Origin of the sequence: Vibrio sp. 1CM8B, assembly GCF_023161685.1 — a bacterium.
In the GTDB taxonomy this organism is placed as follows: Bacteria; Pseudomonadota; Gammaproteobacteria; order Enterobacterales; family Vibrionaceae; genus Vibrio; species Vibrio coralliirubri.
In genome coordinates this window covers 283,319-303,826 of sequence record NZ_JALNTU010000006.1, presented here as the reverse complement: position 1 = coordinate 303,826, position 20,508 = coordinate 283,319, and the positions used below count along the sequence as shown (strand labels likewise).

Below are 20,508 nucleotides of genomic sequence, written 5' to 3'. Positions count from 1 at the left end.
GTATTATTTGAAGTAGTCATAATTCGTCCTCAATGTGTAAACACATTTCAGGACGGGACAGAAAAATACAAAAAAGCGCACGAGAGATCGTGCGCTTTTTTGTATCGACCCAAGCTCCTATTTAAATGGTGCTTGCGTTGTGAATTCTTAACATTATTCTGCAAACGAAACGTTATCTTCTGCCTGTGACACTTTCTTATACTGAACCTTTGAAAAGTCTCTGTTAGGGAATAAAAAGTTCGCTTCGCTACGAATTTGCTCTGCTTTACTTTCTTCTCCTAGGCCTTGATACGCCAGAATCAGATTGCTGTAGAAAGCCGGTCTTGGTTTGCTCTTTATGATCTCCAGTGACCAATCGATGTAAGGTTGTATAAGACTCGGGTCGGCTTTGTAGAGGCCAATATTAAGGTAAGTGCTGTATATGTCCCAATCGTAGCGATCTTTCCACACCACGGGGTTCGTTACCTGCTTAAGAATATCTGGGTTCTTAGGTCTAGATAGTTCAAACTTAGTCAGTACATAGTTGGTATGCAGGGCGCTCAACATATAATAACTTACCAAGATAGGTATCACTAAGCTCGAGACTCTAAACAGGGTTTTACTGATGATACTGAACGGCTGTTGATAATGTCGGGAAGATCGTTGATCGACCCAGTAAATCAAAATAATGAATGTTATCCAGTGAATCGCCGAGTGGTAAAAAGGATACTCAAGTTGAGAGTGCAACAGGATCGGGATAAATAAAGCGAGCAGGGCTAGACGCGTTCCCTTTGCAGAACTTGCTATGCGTGACATAACCAATATTGCAGCAATCAAGATCCCAATGATTGGTACGACTCCCCCTTCCACTCCCCAAAATAGGAACTCATTGTGCGGGTGATCCATTGAAGGAAGACCTGGGTGATAGTTCGAGTTGAGTTGATGTTGGCGAGCTGTATATAGTGTGTATTCAGACTCAAATTTCCCGTAACCATAACCTGTGAATGGCTTTTCGATCATCATATCTAGAGCTTGTGGGAACGTATAAGCTCGCGGGCTTTCTAGGTTTGCTTTCTTGCTAGCGATACTATCTGTTGCACTGAGGCTGATCACCGTAAAAGCGACGACGACACCGACGAGCACTGACGCGCACCATCCGTAGAAGCGTTTCTTGGTCGAGAACTTGTATAGATAGGGCAGAATGTAGATAAACCCAATGACAGCGGCCAACCATCCGGTACGTGATGCGATGATGATCAGCAAGGGTACGGTTAAGGTTGGGGTTAGGTATAGTAAGAATGACTCGCTAATTTTGTGATTATATTTAGCTGGCTGTCTTGCTAAAAGGTAAGCGGACAGCACAAAACCAGTAGCAAGAAAGCTTGCCATTACATTCGGTTGTTGAAATATCCCATATGGTCGGTTTGCCGCTGTGTTGTAGCCAAATAGGTTACCAGGCTCTAATAAGAAATATTGCACATAGCCAAACAGTGCTTGTATAACAACAGCAAGCACAATGAACCACAACATACGTTGCTTGTGTTTATTGCTGAACTTAAATTGCTGCAGCACCACAAATAAGGCAAAGCCCGCCCACAATCCAAGCAAGCGTCCTGACGCTCCTTGAGGTGCAGCATTGCTGTATAAAATGGGTAGCGTGAGTATGATACAGCTAATCAACAAGCCAATTGTTAATTTGGAATACTTGAGTACTCGATTGGTCGCGAGTTGGTAAAAGCCAATCGCTAGCGTGAAGCTTAGCGCTAGCCAAGTTGTTGGGTTAAAGGATAGAGCAAGGCCCGAACCTCCAGGGTTCGGCATGAAAAAATGCATAGCTAACAAGAATACAACAGCTAAAGAAGCCAGAAATGCTTTGTTGAGTGGTAGCTGAGTGACCTGATTTTCTAGCTGGGTACCGCTAGTGTGTATTGTTGCCATAAATCCCTAACCTTATAAAAACAGAGCTTGTTCCTTCTGAAACAAGCTCTGTTACTTTAACATTTTTCTGTCTGCCCGCAGGGCGCTATTTTACACCTACTTCAAATTTAACATAGGCTTAAGGAAGCGAGCAGTGTGTGAACCTTCGACTAACGCCACATCTTCAGGTGTACCTTCTGCAACAATCTCACCACCACCTTGCCCACCTTCTGGGCCAAGATCGAGGATCCAGTCTGCTGTTTTAACGACATCTAGGTTGTGTTCAATCACGACAACCGTATTACCGTGATCACGCAGTCTATGTAGCACCGTTAACAGCTGCTGGATATCGTGGAAATGAAGGCCTGTGGTTGGTTCATCGAGAATGTATAAGGTTTTTCCCGTGTCTCGTTTAGACAGTTCACGCGCTAATTTAACACGCTGAGCTTCACCACCAGATAAGGTTGTTGCCGCTTGTCCAAGGCGAATGTAGGAAAGGCCAACATCCATCAATGTTTGCAGCTTACGAGCGATAACAGGCACAGGGTTGAAGTATTCTCGAGCATCTTCTACGGTCATCTCTAGAACTTCGTCTATGGTCTTGCCCTTGTAGCGAACCTCTAGAGTTTCACGGTTATAACGCTTACCTTTACACACATCACAAGGCACATACACATCGGGTAAGAAGTGCATCTCTACCTTGATTACGCCATCACCCTGACAAGCCTCACAACGACCACCACGAACGTTAAAGCTGAATCGACCTGGCTTGTAACCACGAGAACGTGATTCCTGAGTGCCTGCGAATAACTCTCGGATAGGGGTGAAAATACCGGTGTAGGTCGCAGGGTTTGATCTAGGGGTGCGACCGATAGGGCTTTGGTCTATGTCGATCACCTTATCAAAATGCTCTAACCCTTTAATCTTTTTGTGCTGTGCCGGAACTGCAGTCGTGGCCCCGTTTAATTGAGTGTGGGCGACTTTAAAGAAGGTGTCATTAATCAGCGTTGATTTACCCGAACCTGATACACCCGTAATACAACTGAACAATCCAACAGGAATTGTCGCGGTCACATTCTTTAGGTTGTTCCCTGTTGCGCCAACGATTTCTACGACCTTTTTCTTGTCGATAGGTGTTCTCTTTTCTGGCACTGCAATCTCTTTAGCGCCGCTCAGGTATTGGCCTGTCAAAGAGTTCGGGTTTTCGATGATGTCTTGCATGGTACCTTCTGCCACTACGTGACCACCGTGTACCCCTGCACCAGGGCCGATATCGATAACATGGTCAGCACAACGAATTGCATCTTCGTCATGCTCTACAACAAGCACGGTATTACCTAAGTCTCTAAGGTGAATTAAGGTCTGTAGTAGACGTTCATTATCGCGCTGGTGGAGACCAATTGATGGCTCATCCAGTACATACATAACGCCCACTAAACCGGCACCGATTTGGCTCGCCAAACGAATACGTTGCGCCTCACCACCAGACAGCGTTTCAGCACTGCGTGATAGGTTAAGGTAATTCAAACCAACGTTGACTAAGAAATGCAGACGGTCATTGATCTCTTTCATCACTTTATCTGCGATCTGCCCACGCTGACCGTCTAACTTCAATTCTTGGAAAAATTGTAGTGCGTCAGCAATACTCAGTTCAACGATTTCCGGCAGTGTTGTATCACCAATGAAAACATTTCGAGCTTCTAATCTTAAGCGAGTGCCATCACAGCTTGAACAAGACTTGGTTGAGATGTATTTGGCAAGGTCTTCACGCACCGCGCTAGATTCAGTATCACGATAACGGCGCTCTAAGGTATTTAAAATGCCCTCGAATGGATGACGCTTAACTCGAATATCACCTCGGTCATTGATGTACTTGAATTCTACTTCAGTACGACCTGATCCTTTTAGAATGATCTCTTGAGTCTTTTTCGGTAGAGAATTAAATGGCGCATATAGATCAAAACCATAATGCTCTGATAACGATGTTAGCATCTGGAAATAGTAGTAGTTCTTTTGATCCCAACCTTTTATCGCACCTTCAGCAATGCTTAGGTTCTCATCTAAAATTACTCGGCTTGGATCAAAATATTGTTGAACACCAAGGCCATCACACGTACCACAGGCTCCTGCCGGGTTATTAAATGAGAACAGGCGAGGCTCAAGTTCCTGCATGCTGTAACCACATTTTGGACAAGCGAAGTTAGCAGAGAATACGATTTCTTCTTGATCTGCTTCGTCCATCCAACCGACGACAGCGATGCCGCCAGATAGCTCTAATGTGGTCTCGAATGACTCGGCTAAACGCTGTTGAAGATCAGGACGAACTTTGAATCTGTCTACCACGACTTCAATGGTGTGCTTCTTATGAAGTTCAAGTGCTGGTGGATCGGATAGATCACAGGTTTCACCATCAATTCGGGCACGGATAAAGCCTTGCGCAGCTAAGTTTTCCAGTGTTTTAACATGCTCACCTTTGCGCTCTTTGACAATCGGTGCCATCAACATCATCTTTGAACCTTCAGGCAGTTCTAAGACCTTATCGACCATTTGACTGATGGTTTGTGCTGCTAGAGGGATGTTGTGATCTGGACAGCGAGGTTCGCCTACTCGAGCGTAAAGTAGTCTCAGGTAATCATAGACTTCGGTAATGGTACCGACAGTTGAGCGAGGGTTATGTGAAGTCGATTTTTGTTCTATTGAGATTGCTGGAGAAAGGCCTTCAATATGGTCGACATCCGGCTTTTCCATAAGAGATAGAAATTGACGAGCGTAAGCAGAAAGAGATTCAACATAGCGGCGCTGACCTTCTGCATAGAGTGTGTCAAACGCAAGTGACGACTTTCCTGAACCTGATAATCCGGTGATGACAGTCAGTTTGTCACGTGGAATGGTTAGGTTGACGTCTTTGAGGTTATGCGTACGAGCGCCTCTAATTTCTATTTTATCCATCTCAATAGACCATGTAATTTTAAGTGGCTAAAGTATTACATAGAGTGAGATTTGTGCAAAGTTTTACTGGATAAAAAAACAGTAAACAAAAAGGGCGACTCACAGAATCGCCCTTTCTAAGATTAGTAACGCTAGTGATTAACCAGTCGTTATGCTTCTTTCTTTGTCGAGTGTTTACCTAGCTCGATTTGCTGCTGGTCTTTCTTGTATAGGCTCTCGAAGCAGTAGTTTGTTGCTTCGATATAGCCTTCAACACTACCACAGTCAAAACGCTGGCCTTTAAATTTGTAAGCCAATACACAGCCTGCTTTTGCCTGTTTTAATAGAGCATCAGTGATCTGTATTTCGCCGCCTTTACCAGGTTCAGTCTGCTCGATTAATTCAAAGATATCTGGAGTCAGAATATAACGACCAATGATCGCTAGGTTGCTTGGTGCTGTACCTTGCTCTGGCTTCTCTACCATGTCATCAACTCGGAAAAGGTCATCTTTGATCATTTCGCCAGAGATAACACCGTACTTATGAGTTTCTTCTTCAGGTACTTCTTGTACAGCAACAATAGAACAGCGGAACTGTTTGTATAACGCAACCATCTGAGCCAGTACACCTTGTTGTTCGTTCACACAAAGGTCATCAGCAAGCACTACTGCAAAAGGTTCATCACCTACCAGCTCACGACCAGTCAAGATAGCATGACCAAGGCCTTTCATCTCACGCTGGCGAATGTAGGTGAAGTTTGCCGCTTCAATCGTTTCGCGGATATTAACCAATAGATCTTCTTTATTGGTACCGCTGATCTGGTGTTCAAGCTCGTAGTTTTTATCAAAGTGATCCATGATCGAGTGCTTACCACGTCCAGTAACGATGCACATTCCATCCATACCAGCTTCGATAGCTTCCTCTACACCGTATTCAATCAGAGGTTTGTTTACGACAGGCATCATTTCTTTAGGCATTGACTTGGTCGCAGGTAAAAAACGTGTACCGTAGCCAGCCGCCGGGAAAAGGCACTTTTTGATCATGATAAGACCCTTTATCTATAATAATTATTGATTCAACTGAGTTGTTGATATTTCTGAGGGCAACTCTAGCACAAGTTATGTCGAAAATTCAGCAACAATACCTATGGTTTACTAGAGCTTCCCTCAAAATTATCATCAGATTAAGAGGCCGATCGATTATGCAAGTAGGTTCTGGTTTGCCCAAGCAATGGCTTGAACCCTATTTTTGACCGCCAACTTACGGAATATCTGATAAAGGTGAGATTTAACCGTGAATTCACTAATAAACAAGTCATCGGCGATTTGTGTGTTTGATGACCCTGACTGAAGACAGCGAATCACCTGAATCTCGCGAATGGTTAAATCGACATTGGTTGGTGTCGTGTTGGTATTGACCATATTACGATAATAAAACAGCAGTTGATTGGTTACCTTCCTTGGCAGCCAGTTCTCACCATCGATGACTTCTTGAAGACCACGAGCAATCTTGTCTTTTTGCTCGGTGTTGTAAAAGAGCCCTTTTAGTACCCCATAGGTAAGAAGCTCAGATGTCGGAAGTTGTTGAGGGACATTGAATAAGATGATCTCATGGTTTTTCCACATAACAGTCAGGTTAGGACAAATAATCAGTAGTTGTGGCACCTCTCTATAATCAACGAGCAAGATCCGGTTACTTTGCTTTCTATCAACTAACATTAATTCGTCGGGCGTCATTTTGTAGAGAATAATAGATAAGTGCTTTTCTATCTCTTTTACATGTAGATAGGTGTCGTTTGGGTCGATGCACAGAAAATGCAAAGTGCGAGCGTATCGTGATTTTCTCATTGAAACGTCCTGTTTAAGGGGGATTAGATTCCACGTTGTCATGCAGGCTTTCGCTTCTCTAGCGCATTAATAGTGACTTGCGTTGAATATCAATTATCAAAGTAAATGAGTGGTTTGTAAGTGGAGAAAAAAGCAACATCGCTCTGAATATCATGATTTGTTACGTTTTTATTCTTTGTAGTGAGTAGAGAATAGGAATGCGATTTATCACTGCAGAAAAGCATGCTATTCTTGTGCGCTAAAATTTTCTGAGACTATGAATTTAGACGGAGCAAATCATGGCTAGCCGTGGAGTTAACAAAGTTATATTAGTGGGTAACCTAGGTAATGACCCTGAAATTCGTTACATGCCAAATGGCGGCGCAGTAGCGAACATTACCATTGCAACGTCAGAGTCATGGCGTGATAAAGCAACTGGCGAGCAGCGTGAAAAAACAGAATGGCACCGTGTTGCTCTGTTTGGCAAGCTAGCGGAAGTTGCTGGTGAGTACCTACGTAAAGGTTCTCAAGTTTACATTGAAGGTCAACTTCAAACTCGTAAATGGCAAGATCAAAGCGGTCAAGATCGCTACACAACAGAAGTGGTTGTTCAAGGCTTCAATGGTGTAATGCAAATGCTTGGCGGCCGTGCTCAAGGTGGTGCTCCTGCTCAAGGTGGCATGGGTAACAACCAACAGCAAGGTGGTTGGGGTCAGCCACAGCAGCCACAACAACAGCAGCAACAATACAGTGCTCCAGCTCAACAGCAGCCGAAAGCACCTCAACAAGCTCCTCAGCAGGCTCAACCTCAATATAATGAGCCGCCAATGGATTTTGATGATGACATCCCATTTTAAGCCCTGTTTTTAATATATTATAAAGACAGTATTAAATTGGAAAAAGCCGCGTTCATCGCGGCTTTTTGTTACCTACAATTCTTAACGCTTTATTTACAACGTCAATTTATAGTATAAGTAGCAATACGGTATAATGTGAGTTGAAAAGGATTTCGTTATTCATGAGATATACCCCGACACTAAAATTGAGCACTCGATTGGTCGCATTTGTCACCGTGATAGTGATCAGCGCGATGTTCATTCTTTTTATTGGTGGCACACTTTCCTTTAAGCGTATTGGACAGGAATATTTAGACCATTATTTGGTTGGCATTGTCGACGTTGTAGATAAAGAGATGGAAGACCCCGACGCCGCGTATTCAATGCAGCGTTGGATGCCTAAGATGTTGCAGGCGAGCAATATTGTTGAGATGAAACTCTCGAACAAGACAGGCATCGTTTATCGTTTCAAAGATACCTCCCCACAAATTGATCCTAATCGTCTTTATGAGAAAAGCTTCATTTTAGAGCGTAATGAAGGCTACCGAATCGAATTTAAAGCACTTCCTCCTTATATTGGCTACAACTACTCAATGGAAGCGATGTGGTCAATTACTTTGGCTGTCGCATTGGTTCTGTTCTGTCTTGCTCGCGGTGTTCGTTGGTTGAAAGAGCAACTCATGGGTTCTGAGATCTTGGAAGAGCGAGGAAGAATGATCTTGGCCGGTCAGGTTGAAGCTCATGCAAAGGGAGATGAGCGAGAGTGGCCTTATACCGCAAGTGAAGCCTTAGATGTCTTGATCGAGGAGCTGCAAGATGCTCGTCAAGAACGAAGTCGCTTTGATACCTTTATTCGTACCCATACTTTCCTAGATAAACTTACGGGAACCGCAAACCGAGTTTTATTCGATAATAAGCTGGAATCGGCACTGCATGAAAGTGGTGCACGAGGCGGTGTGTTACTGATACGTATCGACGAATGGGAGCAAGTTAGTGATGCAAACGACAAGCAAACCACCGACGGCTTTATTATTGAAGTCGGTGAAGTACTGTCGAATATCGTTCAGCGCTATCCCGATGTTATTTTTTCTCGCTATTACGAAGCGGACTTTGCTGTATTTATCCCTCACCAGGGCGCAAAAGATATTGCGACCTTGGCCGCTCAGTGTTTAAGGCAGTTAGATAAGCTAACCCCGCCAGAGCCTTTGGAGTCGGATAACTGGTGTCATATCGGTGTGACCATGTACACCGAAGGTGAGCGTCACAGCCAGATCATGGATGAAACGGAAACAGCATTAAAGAGTGCTCAGTTAGAGCGTATTAATAACTGGAGTCGTTACCCGAAAGAGAATAAGAATGAGCTTGATAGAGGCAGTGTTCGTTGGAGAACATTACTTGATAAAGCGCTGCTTCCTGAAAATTTAGTAATCTTTGCTCAGCGGTGTTATCTTATGCCGGAATCTGGTCAAGCTAATGAATTACATAGAGAAATATTCGCTAGAATTCAGGATCCTGATAAAGGTTTATTGAAATCGTCTCGATTTATGCCTGCGGTAGAGCAAGTGGGTTACCAAGCTCAAATGGACCAATCGGTTCTAAAGGTTGTGTTGAAATCGCTGAAAGAATCAACTCAACCTATCAACTATTCGGTGAATCTGAATGTTACCCCGTTTGCTAATAAACAGCACTTTAAGTGGTTTAGGAGTGAGTTGTTACAGCTCTCTGCTCAGCACCGAACTCAGCTTGCGTTTGAGTTTCCAGAAGGGCACTTGATTGCTCATCTTGATTATATGAGACCGGTGGCAAAGATGCTGCGGGGTTTAGGGTGTAAAGTTGTGGTCGGCCAAGCTGGACGAACCATTGTTAGCACTCACTACATCAAGGATTTGAAGGTTAATTATATTAAGCTTCATCGAAGCCTAATTAAGAAAATCGATCAAAGGCATGAGAACCAACTGTTTGTTCGAAGCTTAATTGGGGCGTGCGGTGATTCTCCAACTCAAGTTATTGCCGTTGGAGTCGAGACAAAACAAGAAAAGAATACCTTGATAGAGTTAGGCATTAACGGCTATCAAGGGCGATATTTCGACGAAGAACAACAAATTATTCCTTTGCCTAATCAAGCAGAAAAGGCCGTGAAAGCGGAATCTGTTGTCAAAGTTGGACGAAGAAATCGATGGCGTAAGAGTAGTAGTTAAGAATGAATTTTAAAGCGATTTTAGACAAAATAAAGCCAACGAATAATAAAGGTAGCTCGCAAGTTGTCCTGCTGGGCAATGATGCCATTTATATTTCATCGACAGAACAAGAGCCTCAAGTAGCCAGCATTCCCGTGGTTAATGGGGACTGGGAGAGTGCGCTAAAAAAATCGCTTAGCAGTGAGGCGTTTACCAGTCATAGCGTCCAATTAATTGTTTGTGCTAACTACTACCAAACCTACCAAATTGATAAACCGGACATTCCAGAGAGTGAATGGTCGGTAGCACTGCCTTTTTTACTCAAAGATCTTGTTTTAGAAAGAGTAACGGAAATTACCGCGAGTGCGGTCGCGTTACCAACGTCGAACAAGCTGCAAGTATACGTTTTGCCTAAAAAGCTGTTGGACAAGCTTTTGAATATTGCTAATTCGGCTCAGGTTGAATTAATAGGCGTTGCTCCTGAAGATGAAATCTGGGGTTACAGCGCTGGTGAACTGTCTAATTTCATTCTTTTACAGCGAAGCACCAATTCACACTTTAAGTTGGGTGCATTTGTCGAAAATACCGTTTGTTTTCAAAGAACCATCCGCAGTGTTGTCCCGCCTTTAACCGGTGTTGCGTCAAGTGCTCTGCAGTTGGATGGTCTCGCTTTAGAGCTTCAACGCTCGATTGATTACCTTTCTTCGCAAATTAAAGGCACCCAGCTTCACCAGCTGAAAATCTGTTGTGACGAAGAAGATGAAGCAGAGTTACAAAGTGCCTTAAACAGTACATTGAGCTCGACAGTTTCATTGTTGGTTGAAGGTGAGCGTGATAATTCAGAGAGTTTACTGGTTAAACTCGCAGCGGGAAAAGAGACGTTTAAGGTCAATCTTTATCCAGAACACCTTAAGCCTAAAAAAGAATATTTTACGCTGACCAATGTTGTTGCGAGCTGGGGAGTAGTTTGTGTTTTGCTGCTTGGTGGTTACTTCGCAATGCAGTATCAAGTTTCTAATCTCGATAAAGAACTAACAGCCCTGCAACAAGACTCGAATCAACTTAACAATCAAGTTAACCAATTGAATAGTAAGTTAACTCAGCATAAACCGTCTCCAGAGAAAGTGGCGGCGGTTGCGCGTCTCAAACGTGAGACTGAGGCTAAAAAAGAGGCTTTGAAGGCTGTTGGGCAATACGACGAATCCCAACAAGTCGGGTATTCTGGCGTCATGAATTCCTTAGCTAAATTAGGCCGAAATGACATCTCTCTTTCGCACATCTACATGACCCACGATACTTTAGATCTTAGTGGCTTGGCTCGTAACGCAAATGTCGTTCCGAACTGGATTGGTCAGTTCAAAAGTGAGCTTAATTTAGTTGGACGCACTTTTGAAAAACTAAAAATTGGTCGTAATGATCAGGATGTGGTGACGTTCGAGCTAAGTACTCGTCGGGAGAGTAAATAATGCAGCAGTGGAACCAGCTGAGCGATAAGTTTCTTGCATTAAGTCAAAGAGAAAAATGGCTACTTTTCGTGTGTGGTTTTGTTGGCCTATCGATGTTGTTGTTCACCTTATTGGTTGAGCCAGCGTATCTCGACCTACAAGCTAAAAATGCCAAGGCGACCAGCCTGACCCAATCGAACCAAAGGCAGCAGGGTGAGCTACTTGTTCTGCAAGCTAAGTTAAATAAAGACCCAAACAAAGACATTAATCGAGAGTACAAAAAATTGCTGGTGGAGAGCCAAGATCTCTCACTTCAACTTTCGCAGATTGTCGATGGATTAATCACACCTTCTCAAATGTCGCAGTTATTGGAGAGCGTTCTTAACGCCGGTAATGGGCTAAAGCTTGAATCGCTAGAATCATTAAAACCAGAAGCGATTTCGAACAATAAAGAGACCAGCGAATATTCAGGCTACTTTCTTCACCCTGTAAGAATGGAGCTAACCGGCAGTTACTTTGATATCTCAGCTTACCTTCAAGCACTTGAGTCTCTACCTGTGAGTTACTACTGGCGCACATTTGAATACTCAGTAGAAGAATATCCCAAAGCTCGACTGGTGTTCGAGGTTTACACATTAGGTACTAGACAGGAGTTTATCGGTGGTTAGAACTCTTTTGTTGTCCTTGCTATTTAGTAGCTCTTTTGTGTGGGCTGAGCAAGATCCCACGGCGCCATTAGGCTGGCTTTCACCTCAACAGAAAACGGCGCCTGCTAAGAAAGCACCAACTCGTTATCGCTTGCCTTCTTTAGAAAGCATCGTGTGTAAGGGAGATACGCCTTGCTATGCGATTATGAATGGTCAGATTCTCGGACAAGGGGAAACGATCAGAGGGTACCGAGTTAAGAACATAGATCCAGAATACGTCACTCTGCAGAGAAGCTCTAAGCAGTGGAAATTAGAGATGTTCTCTTTAGATGTTAAGAATAATTAAGGTTAGAGTGAAGACATGCGTAAACTTGTAGTAGCAATCCTAGTGTCATCTTTAGTCGGCTGTTCGATGGGGCATAGAGATCCTGTTGAGATTAAAGAATCTTTAAACGAATCAATTAATGAAGCCAATAGCAGAGCGCTTCATGAGCTGCCTTCGTCGGTTCAAGATGACCTTATGCCTCAGCTTAATTCTGACTCTATGTCTCCGGGGATGGAAACGGTTAAACGTTTCCGTATTCAGGCAAAAGGCGTTGAAGCGAGAACCTTTTTTGCAAGCCTAGTGAAAGGTACGGAGTATAGCGCGGCTATTCACCCAAGTGTGTCTGGAAACCTTACGCTTAATCTAACCGACGTGACGTTAGATGAGGTACTGGCTGTTGCTCAAGATATGTATGGTTACGATATTGAAAAGCGTGGCAAAGTGATTCAAGTTTATCCTGCCGGTCTTCGCACCGTAACGATCCCTGTCGATTACTTACAAGTTAAGCGTTCTGGTCGCTCACTAACGACGATCACCACAGGCACGATCTCTAACTCAGATTCGAATTCATCGAGCTCTTCAAACTCGAATTCGAACTCAAACTCGTCAAATTCATCTAACTCTTCTAATTCATCAAACTCGACATCGAATGGTGGTACGGAGATTGAAACGACCTCTGAAAGTGATTTTTGGCCACAGCTTGAAGCGGCGGTTGCTCACTTAATTGGTTCGGGTGATGGGCAAAGCGTTGTCGTGACTCCGCAAGCGAGTGTGATTACAGTGCGTGCTTACCCGGATGAAATTCGTGAGGTTCGAGAGTTCTTAGGTATTTCTCAACAACGCTTGCAGCGTCAAGTGATTCTAGAAGCCAAAATCATGGAAGTAACCTTGAGTGATGGTTACCAGCAAGGTATTAGCTGGTCTAATTTATCTAAGTCGATTGGTAGTGGTGGTGTGGTTATCGACCGTCCTGCAAGTACATTACCTCCATTAGATGCGATCAGCTCTTTGTTAGGCGGACAAACCAACGTAACGATCTCAGATGGCAGTTTCGAAGCGGTATTGAGCTTTATGGATACTCAAGGTGATCTGAACGTTCTATCAAGCCCACGAGTCACCGCGGCAAACAACCAGAAAGCGGTTATCAAAGTGGGTACCGATGAGTACTACGTAACAGATTTATCAAGTTCGGTAGGCAGTGGTGACAACGCGAATGTGGCGCCTGAGGTTGAACTAACTCCGTTCTTCTCTGGTATTTCTTTAGACGTGACCCCTCAGATAGATGACAAAGGTAGCGTGTTCTTACATGTTCACCCAGCCGTTATTGAAGTAGAGGAAGAAGTAAAAGAGCTCAACCTAGGTTCAACAACGGGTTTGGTGCAACTTCCTTTGGCGAAAAGCTCTATTCGTGAATCTGACTCAGTGATTCGAGCACGAGATGGCGATGTGGTTGTGATTGGCGGATTAATGAAATCCAACACCAGTGATGTGACCTCTAAAGTTCCATTCCTCGGTGATATTCCAGCCTTAGGCCATTTGTTCCGTAATACCAATCAGCTAACGCAAAAAACTGAGCTCGTGATCTTGCTTAAGCCAACGATCGTGGGTGTGAATACTTGGCAAAATGAGTTGGAGCGTTCACGTGATCTTCTTCAACAGTGGTTCCCTGATGAAGAGTAGTTGCTTACTTTCTCTCTATAGAGTGGCAGTGTCTCACTAAGCTAGGTCGTCGTATGTATCAAGCTCACTTTGGTTTTGAACAACTGCCATTTACCTTAACGCCGAATACCGATTTCTTTTATGGTTTAGCGCCTCATTTCGAAGCGATTCAGACGGTAATCTCGGCGTTGGAAATGGGCGAGGGCGTGATTAAGGTGACCGGAGAGGTCGGCACTGGAAAAACCATGGTTTGCCGGATGTTGGTCAATCACCTACATGACTGCACAGCCCTGATCTACTTACCAAACCCTGTGCTATCAGGGGCTGACTTGCGCCAGGCGGTTGCTACAGAGCTTGGTTTAGCTGTCGATAATGAAGCAACCTTGGTTGATAACATTCAGCATAAGCTCATTGAATTGCACAATTCTGGATTAAGAGTGGTGGCTATTCTTGATGAGGCTCAGGCTCTATCGGATGAAGCGCTCGAAACATTAAGGTTGTTTGGTAACCTTGAAACGGAAGATAAAAAACTGCTGCAGATTGTCTTATTAGGTCAGCCAGAATTGGATGCTCGATTAGAGGCTTACCACCTTAGGCAGTTTCGCCAAAGAATCACATTTAGTTCGACACTGAGGCCACTGACTCTCGATGAAACGGTGGCGTATATTGATAATCGAATCGCTAAATCTGGTGGCAGCCCTGAGTTATTCAGCTTGAATCAAAAAAAGGCGATCTGTCGTTCGTCGTTAGGTATCCCTAGATTGATAAACCAACTTTGCCATAAGGCTCTATTGCTTTCGTTCAGTGAAGATAAGAAAAGTATCGACAACCAACATCTGTTTTCAGCTATGCATGAAACGTACGATGTGTGTAAGCCTAAATTTAAAACGCCAATACTGTGGGGTTGGAATTAATTATGAGCGTCATTAACAACGCCTTGTCTGAATTGGCAAAGAAAAAATCAGCGACTTCGATAGAAGCGGCAGTCGTACCTAAAGTAAAAACGCGTTCGCCCCTAGTTTGGGTTGTTGCGGGTTTTAGTTTGAGCTTAGCGATGGGCGGCTGGGCGATATCACAAGGCCCTGTGATTGAGCCGTCTATTGTTGAGCAGTCAATCTCAACTCGAGATTTACAGGTTCAAGTTTCTGTCGTTGATGATTCAAATAGCATTCAGGAAGCAGCTCAACCTATCTCATCGCCAACCAAGAAATTGATGACGCTAGACTCTGCGAACCTTTCAACAGAAAACACCGTGATGGTAAAAAGCGTTCAAGCTAAGCCCGATGTTTCCGAATCAGTTGTTATGTCTGCCCCAAAAGAAACAACACCAGCTAAACCTCTAAGCGCGCCTAAAGCGACTAATATTGAAGTTCCCCAACCGGTTTACGTTGCGAGTGTGGCCAAAAAAGATCCTGCGCCTATCTATAATGAGCCTGTAGCCACTGGTGGTTCAGAAAATAGCGGAATGTTGATCGAGCAGGTTGAGTTAACACCGGAACAGCTATCTGTGAATGCACAAGGTCGAGCTCAGAAAGCGCTAGATGCGAACGATCTTACTGGTGCGTTGAAGGGCTACACTGAAGCTCTACGCTACACGCCACGAAATGAAGATGTTCGCCAGAAACTTGCGATTCTCTATTTTGGTAAAGGCGATACTCGCAAAGCCTATGAGCTTTATCAGTCTGGTATCAAGCTCAACATCAACAGTGAAAAACTGCGTTTAGGGTTATCAAAACTGCTGGTAAAAGCGAATCAATCAGAAGCGGCTTTAAGTCCGTTAATACATTTACCACCGAACCCTACCCAAAATTATTTGGCGATGCGTGCGGCGCTTAGTCAAAAGAGTCAGCAAGAAGAAGTGGCATTGGAAAGTTACCAAAAGTTGGTTGAGGTCGATTCAGATAATGCTCGCTGGTGGTTGGGCTTAGCGATTCAGCAAGAACGTCAGCTCGATTTCACAGCAGCTAAAGCGTCATACCAAGGTGCGTTGACTAGAGTCGGTATCTCATCTCAATCACAAAGCTTTGTGCGTGACCGGTTAAAAATACTCAATGCTTTAGAGGAGAGCGGCGATGCAAATTAGATTAAGAAAAAGACTTGGTGATTTGCTTGTCGAAGAAGGCATTATCACTGAGGCTCAAGTTGAACAAGCACTGGCCGCTCAGAAAAGTACTGGGCGTAAGCTCGGTGATGCGCTAATTGAGCTTGGCTTCTTGTCAGAACAGCAAATGCTGAGCTTTTTGTCGCAGCAGTTAGCGATTCCTCTTATTGATTTAAGCCGAGCTGTTGTCGATGTTGAAGCGGTACAGCTTTTGCCCGAAGTACATGCTCGTCGCCTTCGCGCCTTAGTGATTGGACGCCAAGGTGACACTTTGCGTGTTGCTATGAGTGACCCAGCCGATCTGTTTGCCCAAGAGTCTTTGCTTGGTCAGCTCGGCGATTACGCGCTGGAATTCGTTGTTGCTCAAGAGAGGCAATTGGTTGATGGCTTCGATCGCTATTATCGAAGAACCAAAGAGATTGCCTCGTTTGCTGAGCAACTTCACGCTGAACACCAAGTTAATGATGCCTTTGATTTCGATATCGCTGAAGAAGACAGTGATGAAGTTACCGTCGTTAAGCTGATCAACTCGCTATTTGAAGATGCTATTCAGGTTGGCGCTTCGGATATTCATATCGAGCCAGATTCAAACGTATTGCGTCTTCGTCAGCGTATTGATGGTGTACTGCATGAAACATTGCTGAATGAAGTGAATATCGCGTCTGCTCTGGTACTGCGCTTAAAGCTGATGGCAAACCTCGATATCTCAGAGAAGCGTCTTCCTCAAGATGGCCGCTTTAATATCCGTGCTAAAGGTCAGTCGGTTGATATTCGTATGTCTACCATGCCGGTGCAGCACGGCGAATCAGTGGTTATGCGTCTTCTTAACCAATCAGCAGGCCTACGTAAACTAGAAGAGTCGGGCATACCGAGTGACCTTTTGGTTCGTCTGCGTCAACAACTGCGCCGTCCACATGGCATGATTTTGGTTACCGGCCCAACTGGTTCAGGTAAAACCACAACCCTGTATGGGGCATTAAGTGAGCTCAACGAACCGGGTAAAAAGATCATTACTGCGGAAGACCCCGTGGAATACCGCCTTCCTCGTGTGAACCAAGTTCAGGTAAACCCTAAGATCAACCTCGATTTCTCTACTATCTTGAGAACCTTTCTACGTCAGGATCCCGATATCATTCTTATCGGTGAGATGCGTGACCACGAAACCGTTGAGATTGGCTTGAGAGCTGCACTGACCGGTCACTTAGTATTAAGTACGCTGCATACCAATGATGCGGTAGACAGTGCGTTGCGTATGATGGATATGGGTGCTCCAGGTTACTTGGTTGCGAGCGCCGTTCGAGCAGTAGTCGCACAGCGATTAGTTCGTAAAGTGTGTACCGATTGTAAGGTTGAGGATGAGTTAGATGAACCTCGCAAGCAGTGGCTGAGCGTCCGTTTCCCTAACCAAGTGGGTGTGCCGTTTATGAAAGGCCGTGGTTGCCAGAACTGTAACTTAACCGGTTACCGCGGGCGAATTGGTGTATTTGAAATGTTGGAGCTAGAGCAAAACATGATGGATGCACTGAGAGCGAACGATGCGGTTGGTTTTGCTCAAACGGCGAGACAGTCTGAAAACTATAAACCGTTACTGGCTTCTGCGATGGAACTGGCTCTGCAAGGTGTCGTGAGTCTTGATGAGATAATGCATCTTGGCGAAGGTGATGCGTCCGGTGCCACTGACCCAATTTATCTGTAGGGGTAGAATGATATGCCAACATATCGTTATGTAGGTCGCAGCTCTGATGGTAGCCAAGTAAGTGGGCAGTTAGACGCGAATAACGAAGATCTTGCTGCTGAAAGCTTGATGAGCAAAGGGATCATTCCAACCTCGATCAAACTGGGTAAAAGTGGTGGTTCAGTCTTAGATATGGATGTATCGAGCCTATTTTCGCCGAATGTTCCGCTTGAAGTCTTGGTTCTGTTTTGTCGACAGTTATACAGCCTAACCAAAGCAGGTGTACCGCTATTAAGGTCGATGAAAGGCCTAACTCAAAACTGTGAAAATAAGCAGTTGAAAGCCGCCTTAGAAGAAGTGGTTGCTGAGCTAACTAATGGTCGTGGGCTAGCGGCATCAATGCAGATGCACCCAAAGGTATTCAGTCCGTTGTTCGTCTCGATGATTGGTGTTGGTGAAAACACAGGTCGTCTAGATCAGGCTTTGCTGCAATTAGCTGGATACTACGAACAGGAAGTTGAGACTCGCAAACGAATTAAGACTGCGATGCGTTACCCAACATTCGTGATCAGTTTTATCTTGATCGCAATGTTCATTCTTAACATCAAGGTGATTCCACAGTTCTCAAGCATGTTTGCGCGCTTTGGTGTCGACCTGCCGCTGCCAACTCGTATCTTGATTGGTATGTCTGAGTTCTTTGTGAATTACTGGGGCTTAATGCTTGGCGTGATCTTTGGTCTTATCTTTGCTTTTAAAGCCTGGGTTAAGACAGACAAAGGGCTAGAAAAGTGGGATCGGTTACGCTTAAAAATGCCGGTCATTGGTGGAGTGGTGAATCGAGCACTGTTGTCACGCTTCTCACGTACTTTTGCTTTGATGCTTAAAGCGGGTGTTCCACTGAACCAGTCGCTAGCGTTATCGGCGGAAGCCTTAGATAACCGTTTTCTAGAGTTGCGAGTTCAAGCGATGAAGTCGGCCATTGAAGCCGGTAGTACAGTTTCATCGACCGCGATTAACAGCGAAATTTTCACACCGCTCGTCATACAAATGATCTCCGTCGGTGAAGAGACAGGCCGTATTGATGAGTTATTACTTGAAGTGGCTGATTTTTATGACCGCGAAGTCGATTACGATCTGAAAACTTTGACCGCCAGAATTGAACCCATTTTGTTAACCATCGTTGCGGGCATGGTGCTGATTTTGGCGCTAGGTATATTCTTGCCGATGTGGGGAATGTTGGATGCAATCAAAGGCTAGGGAATGCTAAATAACCTACAACGCTCACGTTTTGTTATTTGGACAGTGGTTATTCTTTTTCTTATTGTCGGTGTGCTTTCTGCATTCAAAACGGTAGAAGAAGAAGCGACTAACACGGCATTTATCGTCGCGAGCAAGCGGATTTTAGAGCAAGCCAATTTGTTCAAACAGCAGTATTTGTTATCGGGTGCTGGGCAAGAAGAAGGCTCGGAACCCCCAAAGATCTACAGCAGAACTGGGTGGGTAATGCCTATCCAAGGTACGGAGCGAGACTGTAACTATTGGCTGGATCAATTATATCCTCAAGGGAGCATTTTAGGGCTAAGCTCTCCAAGTGTTGAAGATAAAAGTGATAACATACACTTTCACTGCAGTTATCATTATACTGATAAATATCAGATAGATATATTGCTCGAAAGAGAAAGGTTTAGTGTGAAAGCCAATATTTTGGCTTTGTGAAAATATTGACAGTTTTTTTATGGTTTTATACGAGCGCGAATGTATAATGCGCGTTAATAATTAGATGAGTAGGTAGAAAATGCTTAAGAATCAAAAGGGTTTCTCCCTTGTCGAATTAGTCATAGTGATCGTGGTCGTTGGTTTATTGGCGGTTGCAGCCCTACCTCGCTTCTTAGATGTGACAGATGAAGCCAAGAAATCAAGCATTGAAGGCGTAGCTGGTGGCTTTGCGACTGCAGTACTGTCGGCAAGAGCACAGTGGGAAGCAGAAGCTAGGCCATCAGAGAAGATAGGTGTTGAAACATACAATACTGTAAATTATGATGGTGTTGATTTTTGGTTAACGAGATCAAAGAACAGTAACAACGTCGAGACCGGCTTTCGTGATGGCTATCCGTGGACTCTGAACAATAATTCGAGCACTGCTCCACAAGATATTTCAGATGAAACATGTTCTGAGTTGATGGAAAACTTGCTGCAAAACCCACCTAAAGTAGGTGTGGTTTCAGATGTCGCTAATGACTCAAATTACAAATATTCAGCGCAAGCGAATTCAGGTGATGCAACCTGTACTTACGTTCAATTAGAAGGTAGTACCGAGCATGAATTTGTTTACGAAATTAAAACTGGTCGTGTGACCGTAACTTTGCAGTAAGTCTGCGTAAAATTAAACATAGAGAGAGCTTAACTATGAAAAGACAAGGCGGTTTCACCCTAATCGAACTAGTGGTTGTAATTGTTATTCTAGGTATTCTTGCTGTAACTGCGGCACCTCGTTTCCTAAACCTTCAAGATGATGCTCGTGAGTCATCACTTCAAGGTTTGAAGGGGGCAATTGACGGAGCTGCTGGTATTACTTATGGCAAGGCTGCAATTGACGGTTTAGAAGCTATCTCTGCAGGACAAAATGTGGAAGGTATTGATATTGCTTTCGGTTACCCTACTGCAACTGAGACTGGTATTGGTGCGGCTGTTGTTGGTTTAACAGATGACTGGGAGAATGTGACTAGCGGTGGTACAGGTACTATCTCATTCAGCTTCTCTGGAGCGGATGTTGGTGAAGATGAGTGTATTGTTACTTATACACAAGCTACAGGCACAACAGCTGCCTCAGCTGCCTCTACAACAGTAACTCTTGGTGCTGGTTGTAATGGTAACTAAATAGCTTGCTACGGTAAGTTAGAGGTCGGCATTTGCCGGCCTTTTTTATTTTAGAAATAAACTAATAAATCTCTAATATTCACAATAGATATATTCATTGTTTTTACTCTATCTTG

Annotated in this window: 17 protein-coding genes; 13 read left to right on the top strand and 4 right to left on the bottom strand. The window is 44.2% G+C overall.

What is annotated here, in order from left to right; genetic code table 11:
- Positions 1 to 153 precede the first annotated feature (153 nt).
- From MSG36_RS14855 to MSG36_RS14840, 4 genes are all read right to left on the bottom strand, one after another.
- Positions 154 to 1,917 (bottom strand): PglL family O-oligosaccharyltransferase, encoded by a 1,764-nt coding sequence (locus MSG36_RS14855; RefSeq protein ID WP_248368510.1) that lies wholly within the window; start codon positions 1,915 to 1,917, stop codon positions 154 to 156.
- Positions 1,918 to 2,013: 96 nt separating this feature from the next.
- Positions 2,014 to 4,845 carry an excinuclease ABC subunit UvrA gene (gene uvrA / locus MSG36_RS14850; RefSeq protein ID WP_248368507.1) on the bottom strand — a complete coding sequence of 944 codons (2,832 nt, stop codon included), beginning with the start codon at positions 4,843 to 4,845 and terminating at the stop codon, positions 2,014 to 2,016.
- A 149-nt stretch (positions 4,846 to 4,994) separates the two neighbouring features.
- Positions 4,995 to 5,867, bottom strand: a complete 873-nt coding sequence (gene galU, locus MSG36_RS14845) for a UTP--glucose-1-phosphate uridylyltransferase GalU (RefSeq protein WP_248368504.1) — start codon at positions 5,865 to 5,867, stop codon at positions 4,995 to 4,997.
- A gap of 156 nt (positions 5,868 to 6,023) precedes the next feature.
- Positions 6,024 to 6,671, bottom strand: coding sequence for a LuxR C-terminal-related transcriptional regulator (locus tag MSG36_RS14840; RefSeq protein ID WP_029405754.1), 648 nt, complete (start codon positions 6,669 to 6,671; stop codon positions 6,024 to 6,026).
- Positions 6,672 to 6,949: 278 nt separating this feature from the next.
- Between MSG36_RS14840 and MSG36_RS14835 the strand changes: the two genes are divergently transcribed.
- The 13 genes from MSG36_RS14835 to MSG36_RS14775 all read left to right on the top strand — a co-directional run bounded on the left by MSG36_RS14835 (position 6,950) and on the right by MSG36_RS14775 (position 20,392).
- Complete coding sequence (locus tag MSG36_RS14835) at positions 6,950 to 7,507, top strand: single-stranded DNA-binding protein (protein WP_017061342.1); 558 nt, start codon at positions 6,950 to 6,952, stop codon at positions 7,505 to 7,507.
- A gap of 161 nt (positions 7,508 to 7,668) precedes the next feature.
- Positions 7,669 to 9,684, top strand: a complete 2,016-nt coding sequence (gene csrD, locus MSG36_RS14830; RefSeq protein ID WP_248368503.1) for an RNase E specificity factor CsrD — start codon at positions 7,669 to 7,671, stop codon at positions 9,682 to 9,684.
- 2 nt (positions 9,685 to 9,686) lie between these two features.
- Positions 9,687 to 11,129 (top strand): MSHA biogenesis protein MshI, encoded by a 1,443-nt coding sequence (locus tag MSG36_RS14825; protein ID WP_248368502.1) that lies wholly within the window; start codon positions 9,687 to 9,689, stop codon positions 11,127 to 11,129.
- A complete protein-coding gene (gene pilO, locus MSG36_RS14820; RefSeq protein ID WP_248368501.1) occupies positions 11,129 to 11,776 on the top strand; it encodes a type 4a pilus biogenesis protein PilO in 648 nt (215 codons plus the stop codon). The genes MSG36_RS14825 and pilO overlap by 1 nt, the downstream gene beginning before the upstream one ends.
- On the top strand, positions 11,769 to 12,101 hold the full coding sequence (locus tag MSG36_RS14815) for a hypothetical protein (RefSeq protein ID WP_017061346.1): 333 nt from the start codon (positions 11,769 to 11,771) through the stop codon (positions 12,099 to 12,101). Before pilO ends, MSG36_RS14815 begins: the two co-directional genes overlap by 8 nt.
- A gap of 15 nt (positions 12,102 to 12,116) precedes the next feature.
- Positions 12,117 to 13,760 carry a pilus (MSHA type) biogenesis protein MshL gene (mshL, locus tag MSG36_RS14810; RefSeq protein ID WP_086971235.1) on the top strand — a complete coding sequence of 548 codons (1,644 nt, stop codon included), beginning with the start codon at positions 12,117 to 12,119 and terminating at the stop codon, positions 13,758 to 13,760.
- A gap of 53 nt (positions 13,761 to 13,813) precedes the next feature.
- Positions 13,814 to 14,653 (top strand): AAA family ATPase, encoded by an 840-nt coding sequence (locus MSG36_RS14805; protein ID WP_050622248.1) that lies wholly within the window; start codon positions 13,814 to 13,816, stop codon positions 14,651 to 14,653.
- A gap of 2 nt (positions 14,654 to 14,655) precedes the next feature.
- Positions 14,656 to 15,822: an MSHA biogenesis protein MshN gene (locus MSG36_RS14800; RefSeq protein WP_248368500.1), complete on the top strand. Its 1,167-nt coding sequence runs from the start codon at positions 14,656 to 14,658 to the stop codon at positions 15,820 to 15,822.
- On the top strand, positions 15,812 to 17,536 hold the full coding sequence (locus tag MSG36_RS14795) for a GspE/PulE family protein (RefSeq protein ID WP_048614829.1): 1,725 nt from the start codon (positions 15,812 to 15,814) through the stop codon (positions 17,534 to 17,536). Before MSG36_RS14800 ends, MSG36_RS14795 begins: the two co-directional genes overlap by 11 nt.
- Positions 17,537 to 17,548: 12 nt before the next feature.
- Positions 17,549 to 18,772: a type II secretion system F family protein gene (locus MSG36_RS14790; protein WP_048609623.1), complete on the top strand. Its 1,224-nt coding sequence runs from the start codon at positions 17,549 to 17,551 to the stop codon at positions 18,770 to 18,772.
- Positions 18,773 to 18,775: 3 nt separating this feature from the next.
- Positions 18,776 to 19,231, top strand: a complete 456-nt coding sequence (locus MSG36_RS14785) for a hypothetical protein (RefSeq protein ID WP_048618132.1) — start codon at positions 18,776 to 18,778, stop codon at positions 19,229 to 19,231.
- 79 nt (positions 19,232 to 19,310) lie between these two features.
- Complete coding sequence (locus MSG36_RS14780) at positions 19,311 to 19,886, top strand: prepilin-type N-terminal cleavage/methylation domain-containing protein (RefSeq protein ID WP_248368499.1); 576 nt, start codon at positions 19,311 to 19,313, stop codon at positions 19,884 to 19,886.
- A 35-nt stretch (positions 19,887 to 19,921) separates the two neighbouring features.
- Complete coding sequence (locus MSG36_RS14775; protein ID WP_248368498.1) at positions 19,922 to 20,392, top strand: type II secretion system protein; 471 nt, start codon at positions 19,922 to 19,924, stop codon at positions 20,390 to 20,392.
- Positions 20,393 to 20,508: the final 116 nt, after the last annotated feature.

Excerpts from the sequence above, each read along its gene's own strand:
- MSG36_RS14855 (WP_248368510.1), bottom strand. The coding sequence starts at position 1,917 with ATGGCAACAATACACACTAGCGGTACCCAGCTAGAAAATCAGGTCACT.
- uvrA (WP_248368507.1), bottom strand. The coding sequence starts at position 4,845 with ATGGATAAAATAGAAATTAGAGGCGCTCGTACGCATAACCTCAAAGAC.
- galU (WP_248368504.1), bottom strand. The coding sequence starts at position 5,867 with ATGATCAAAAAGTGCCTTTTCCCGGCGGCTGGCTACGGTACACGTTTT.
- MSG36_RS14840 (WP_029405754.1), bottom strand. The coding sequence starts at position 6,671 with ATGAGAAAATCACGATACGCTCGCACTTTGCATTTTCTGTGCATCGAC.
- MSG36_RS14835 (WP_017061342.1), top strand. The coding sequence starts at position 6,950 with ATGGCTAGCCGTGGAGTTAACAAAGTTATATTAGTGGGTAACCTAGGT.
- csrD (WP_248368503.1), top strand. The coding sequence starts at position 7,669 with ATGAGATATACCCCGACACTAAAATTGAGCACTCGATTGGTCGCATTT.
- MSG36_RS14825 (WP_248368502.1), top strand. The coding sequence starts at position 9,687 with ATGAATTTTAAAGCGATTTTAGACAAAATAAAGCCAACGAATAATAAA.
- pilO (WP_248368501.1), top strand. The coding sequence starts at position 11,129 with ATGCAGCAGTGGAACCAGCTGAGCGATAAGTTTCTTGCATTAAGTCAA.
- mshL (WP_086971235.1), top strand. The coding sequence starts at position 12,117 with ATGCGTAAACTTGTAGTAGCAATCCTAGTGTCATCTTTAGTCGGCTGT.
- MSG36_RS14805 (WP_050622248.1), top strand. The coding sequence starts at position 13,814 with ATGTATCAAGCTCACTTTGGTTTTGAACAACTGCCATTTACCTTAACG.
- MSG36_RS14800 (WP_248368500.1), top strand. The coding sequence starts at position 14,656 with ATGAGCGTCATTAACAACGCCTTGTCTGAATTGGCAAAGAAAAAATCA.
- MSG36_RS14795 (WP_048614829.1), top strand. The coding sequence starts at position 15,812 with ATGCAAATTAGATTAAGAAAAAGACTTGGTGATTTGCTTGTCGAAGAA.
- MSG36_RS14790 (WP_048609623.1), top strand. The coding sequence starts at position 17,549 with ATGCCAACATATCGTTATGTAGGTCGCAGCTCTGATGGTAGCCAAGTA.
- MSG36_RS14785 (WP_048618132.1), top strand. The coding sequence starts at position 18,776 with ATGCTAAATAACCTACAACGCTCACGTTTTGTTATTTGGACAGTGGTT.
- MSG36_RS14780 (WP_248368499.1), top strand. The coding sequence starts at position 19,311 with ATGCTTAAGAATCAAAAGGGTTTCTCCCTTGTCGAATTAGTCATAGTG.
- MSG36_RS14775 (WP_248368498.1), top strand. The coding sequence starts at position 19,922 with ATGAAAAGACAAGGCGGTTTCACCCTAATCGAACTAGTGGTTGTAATT.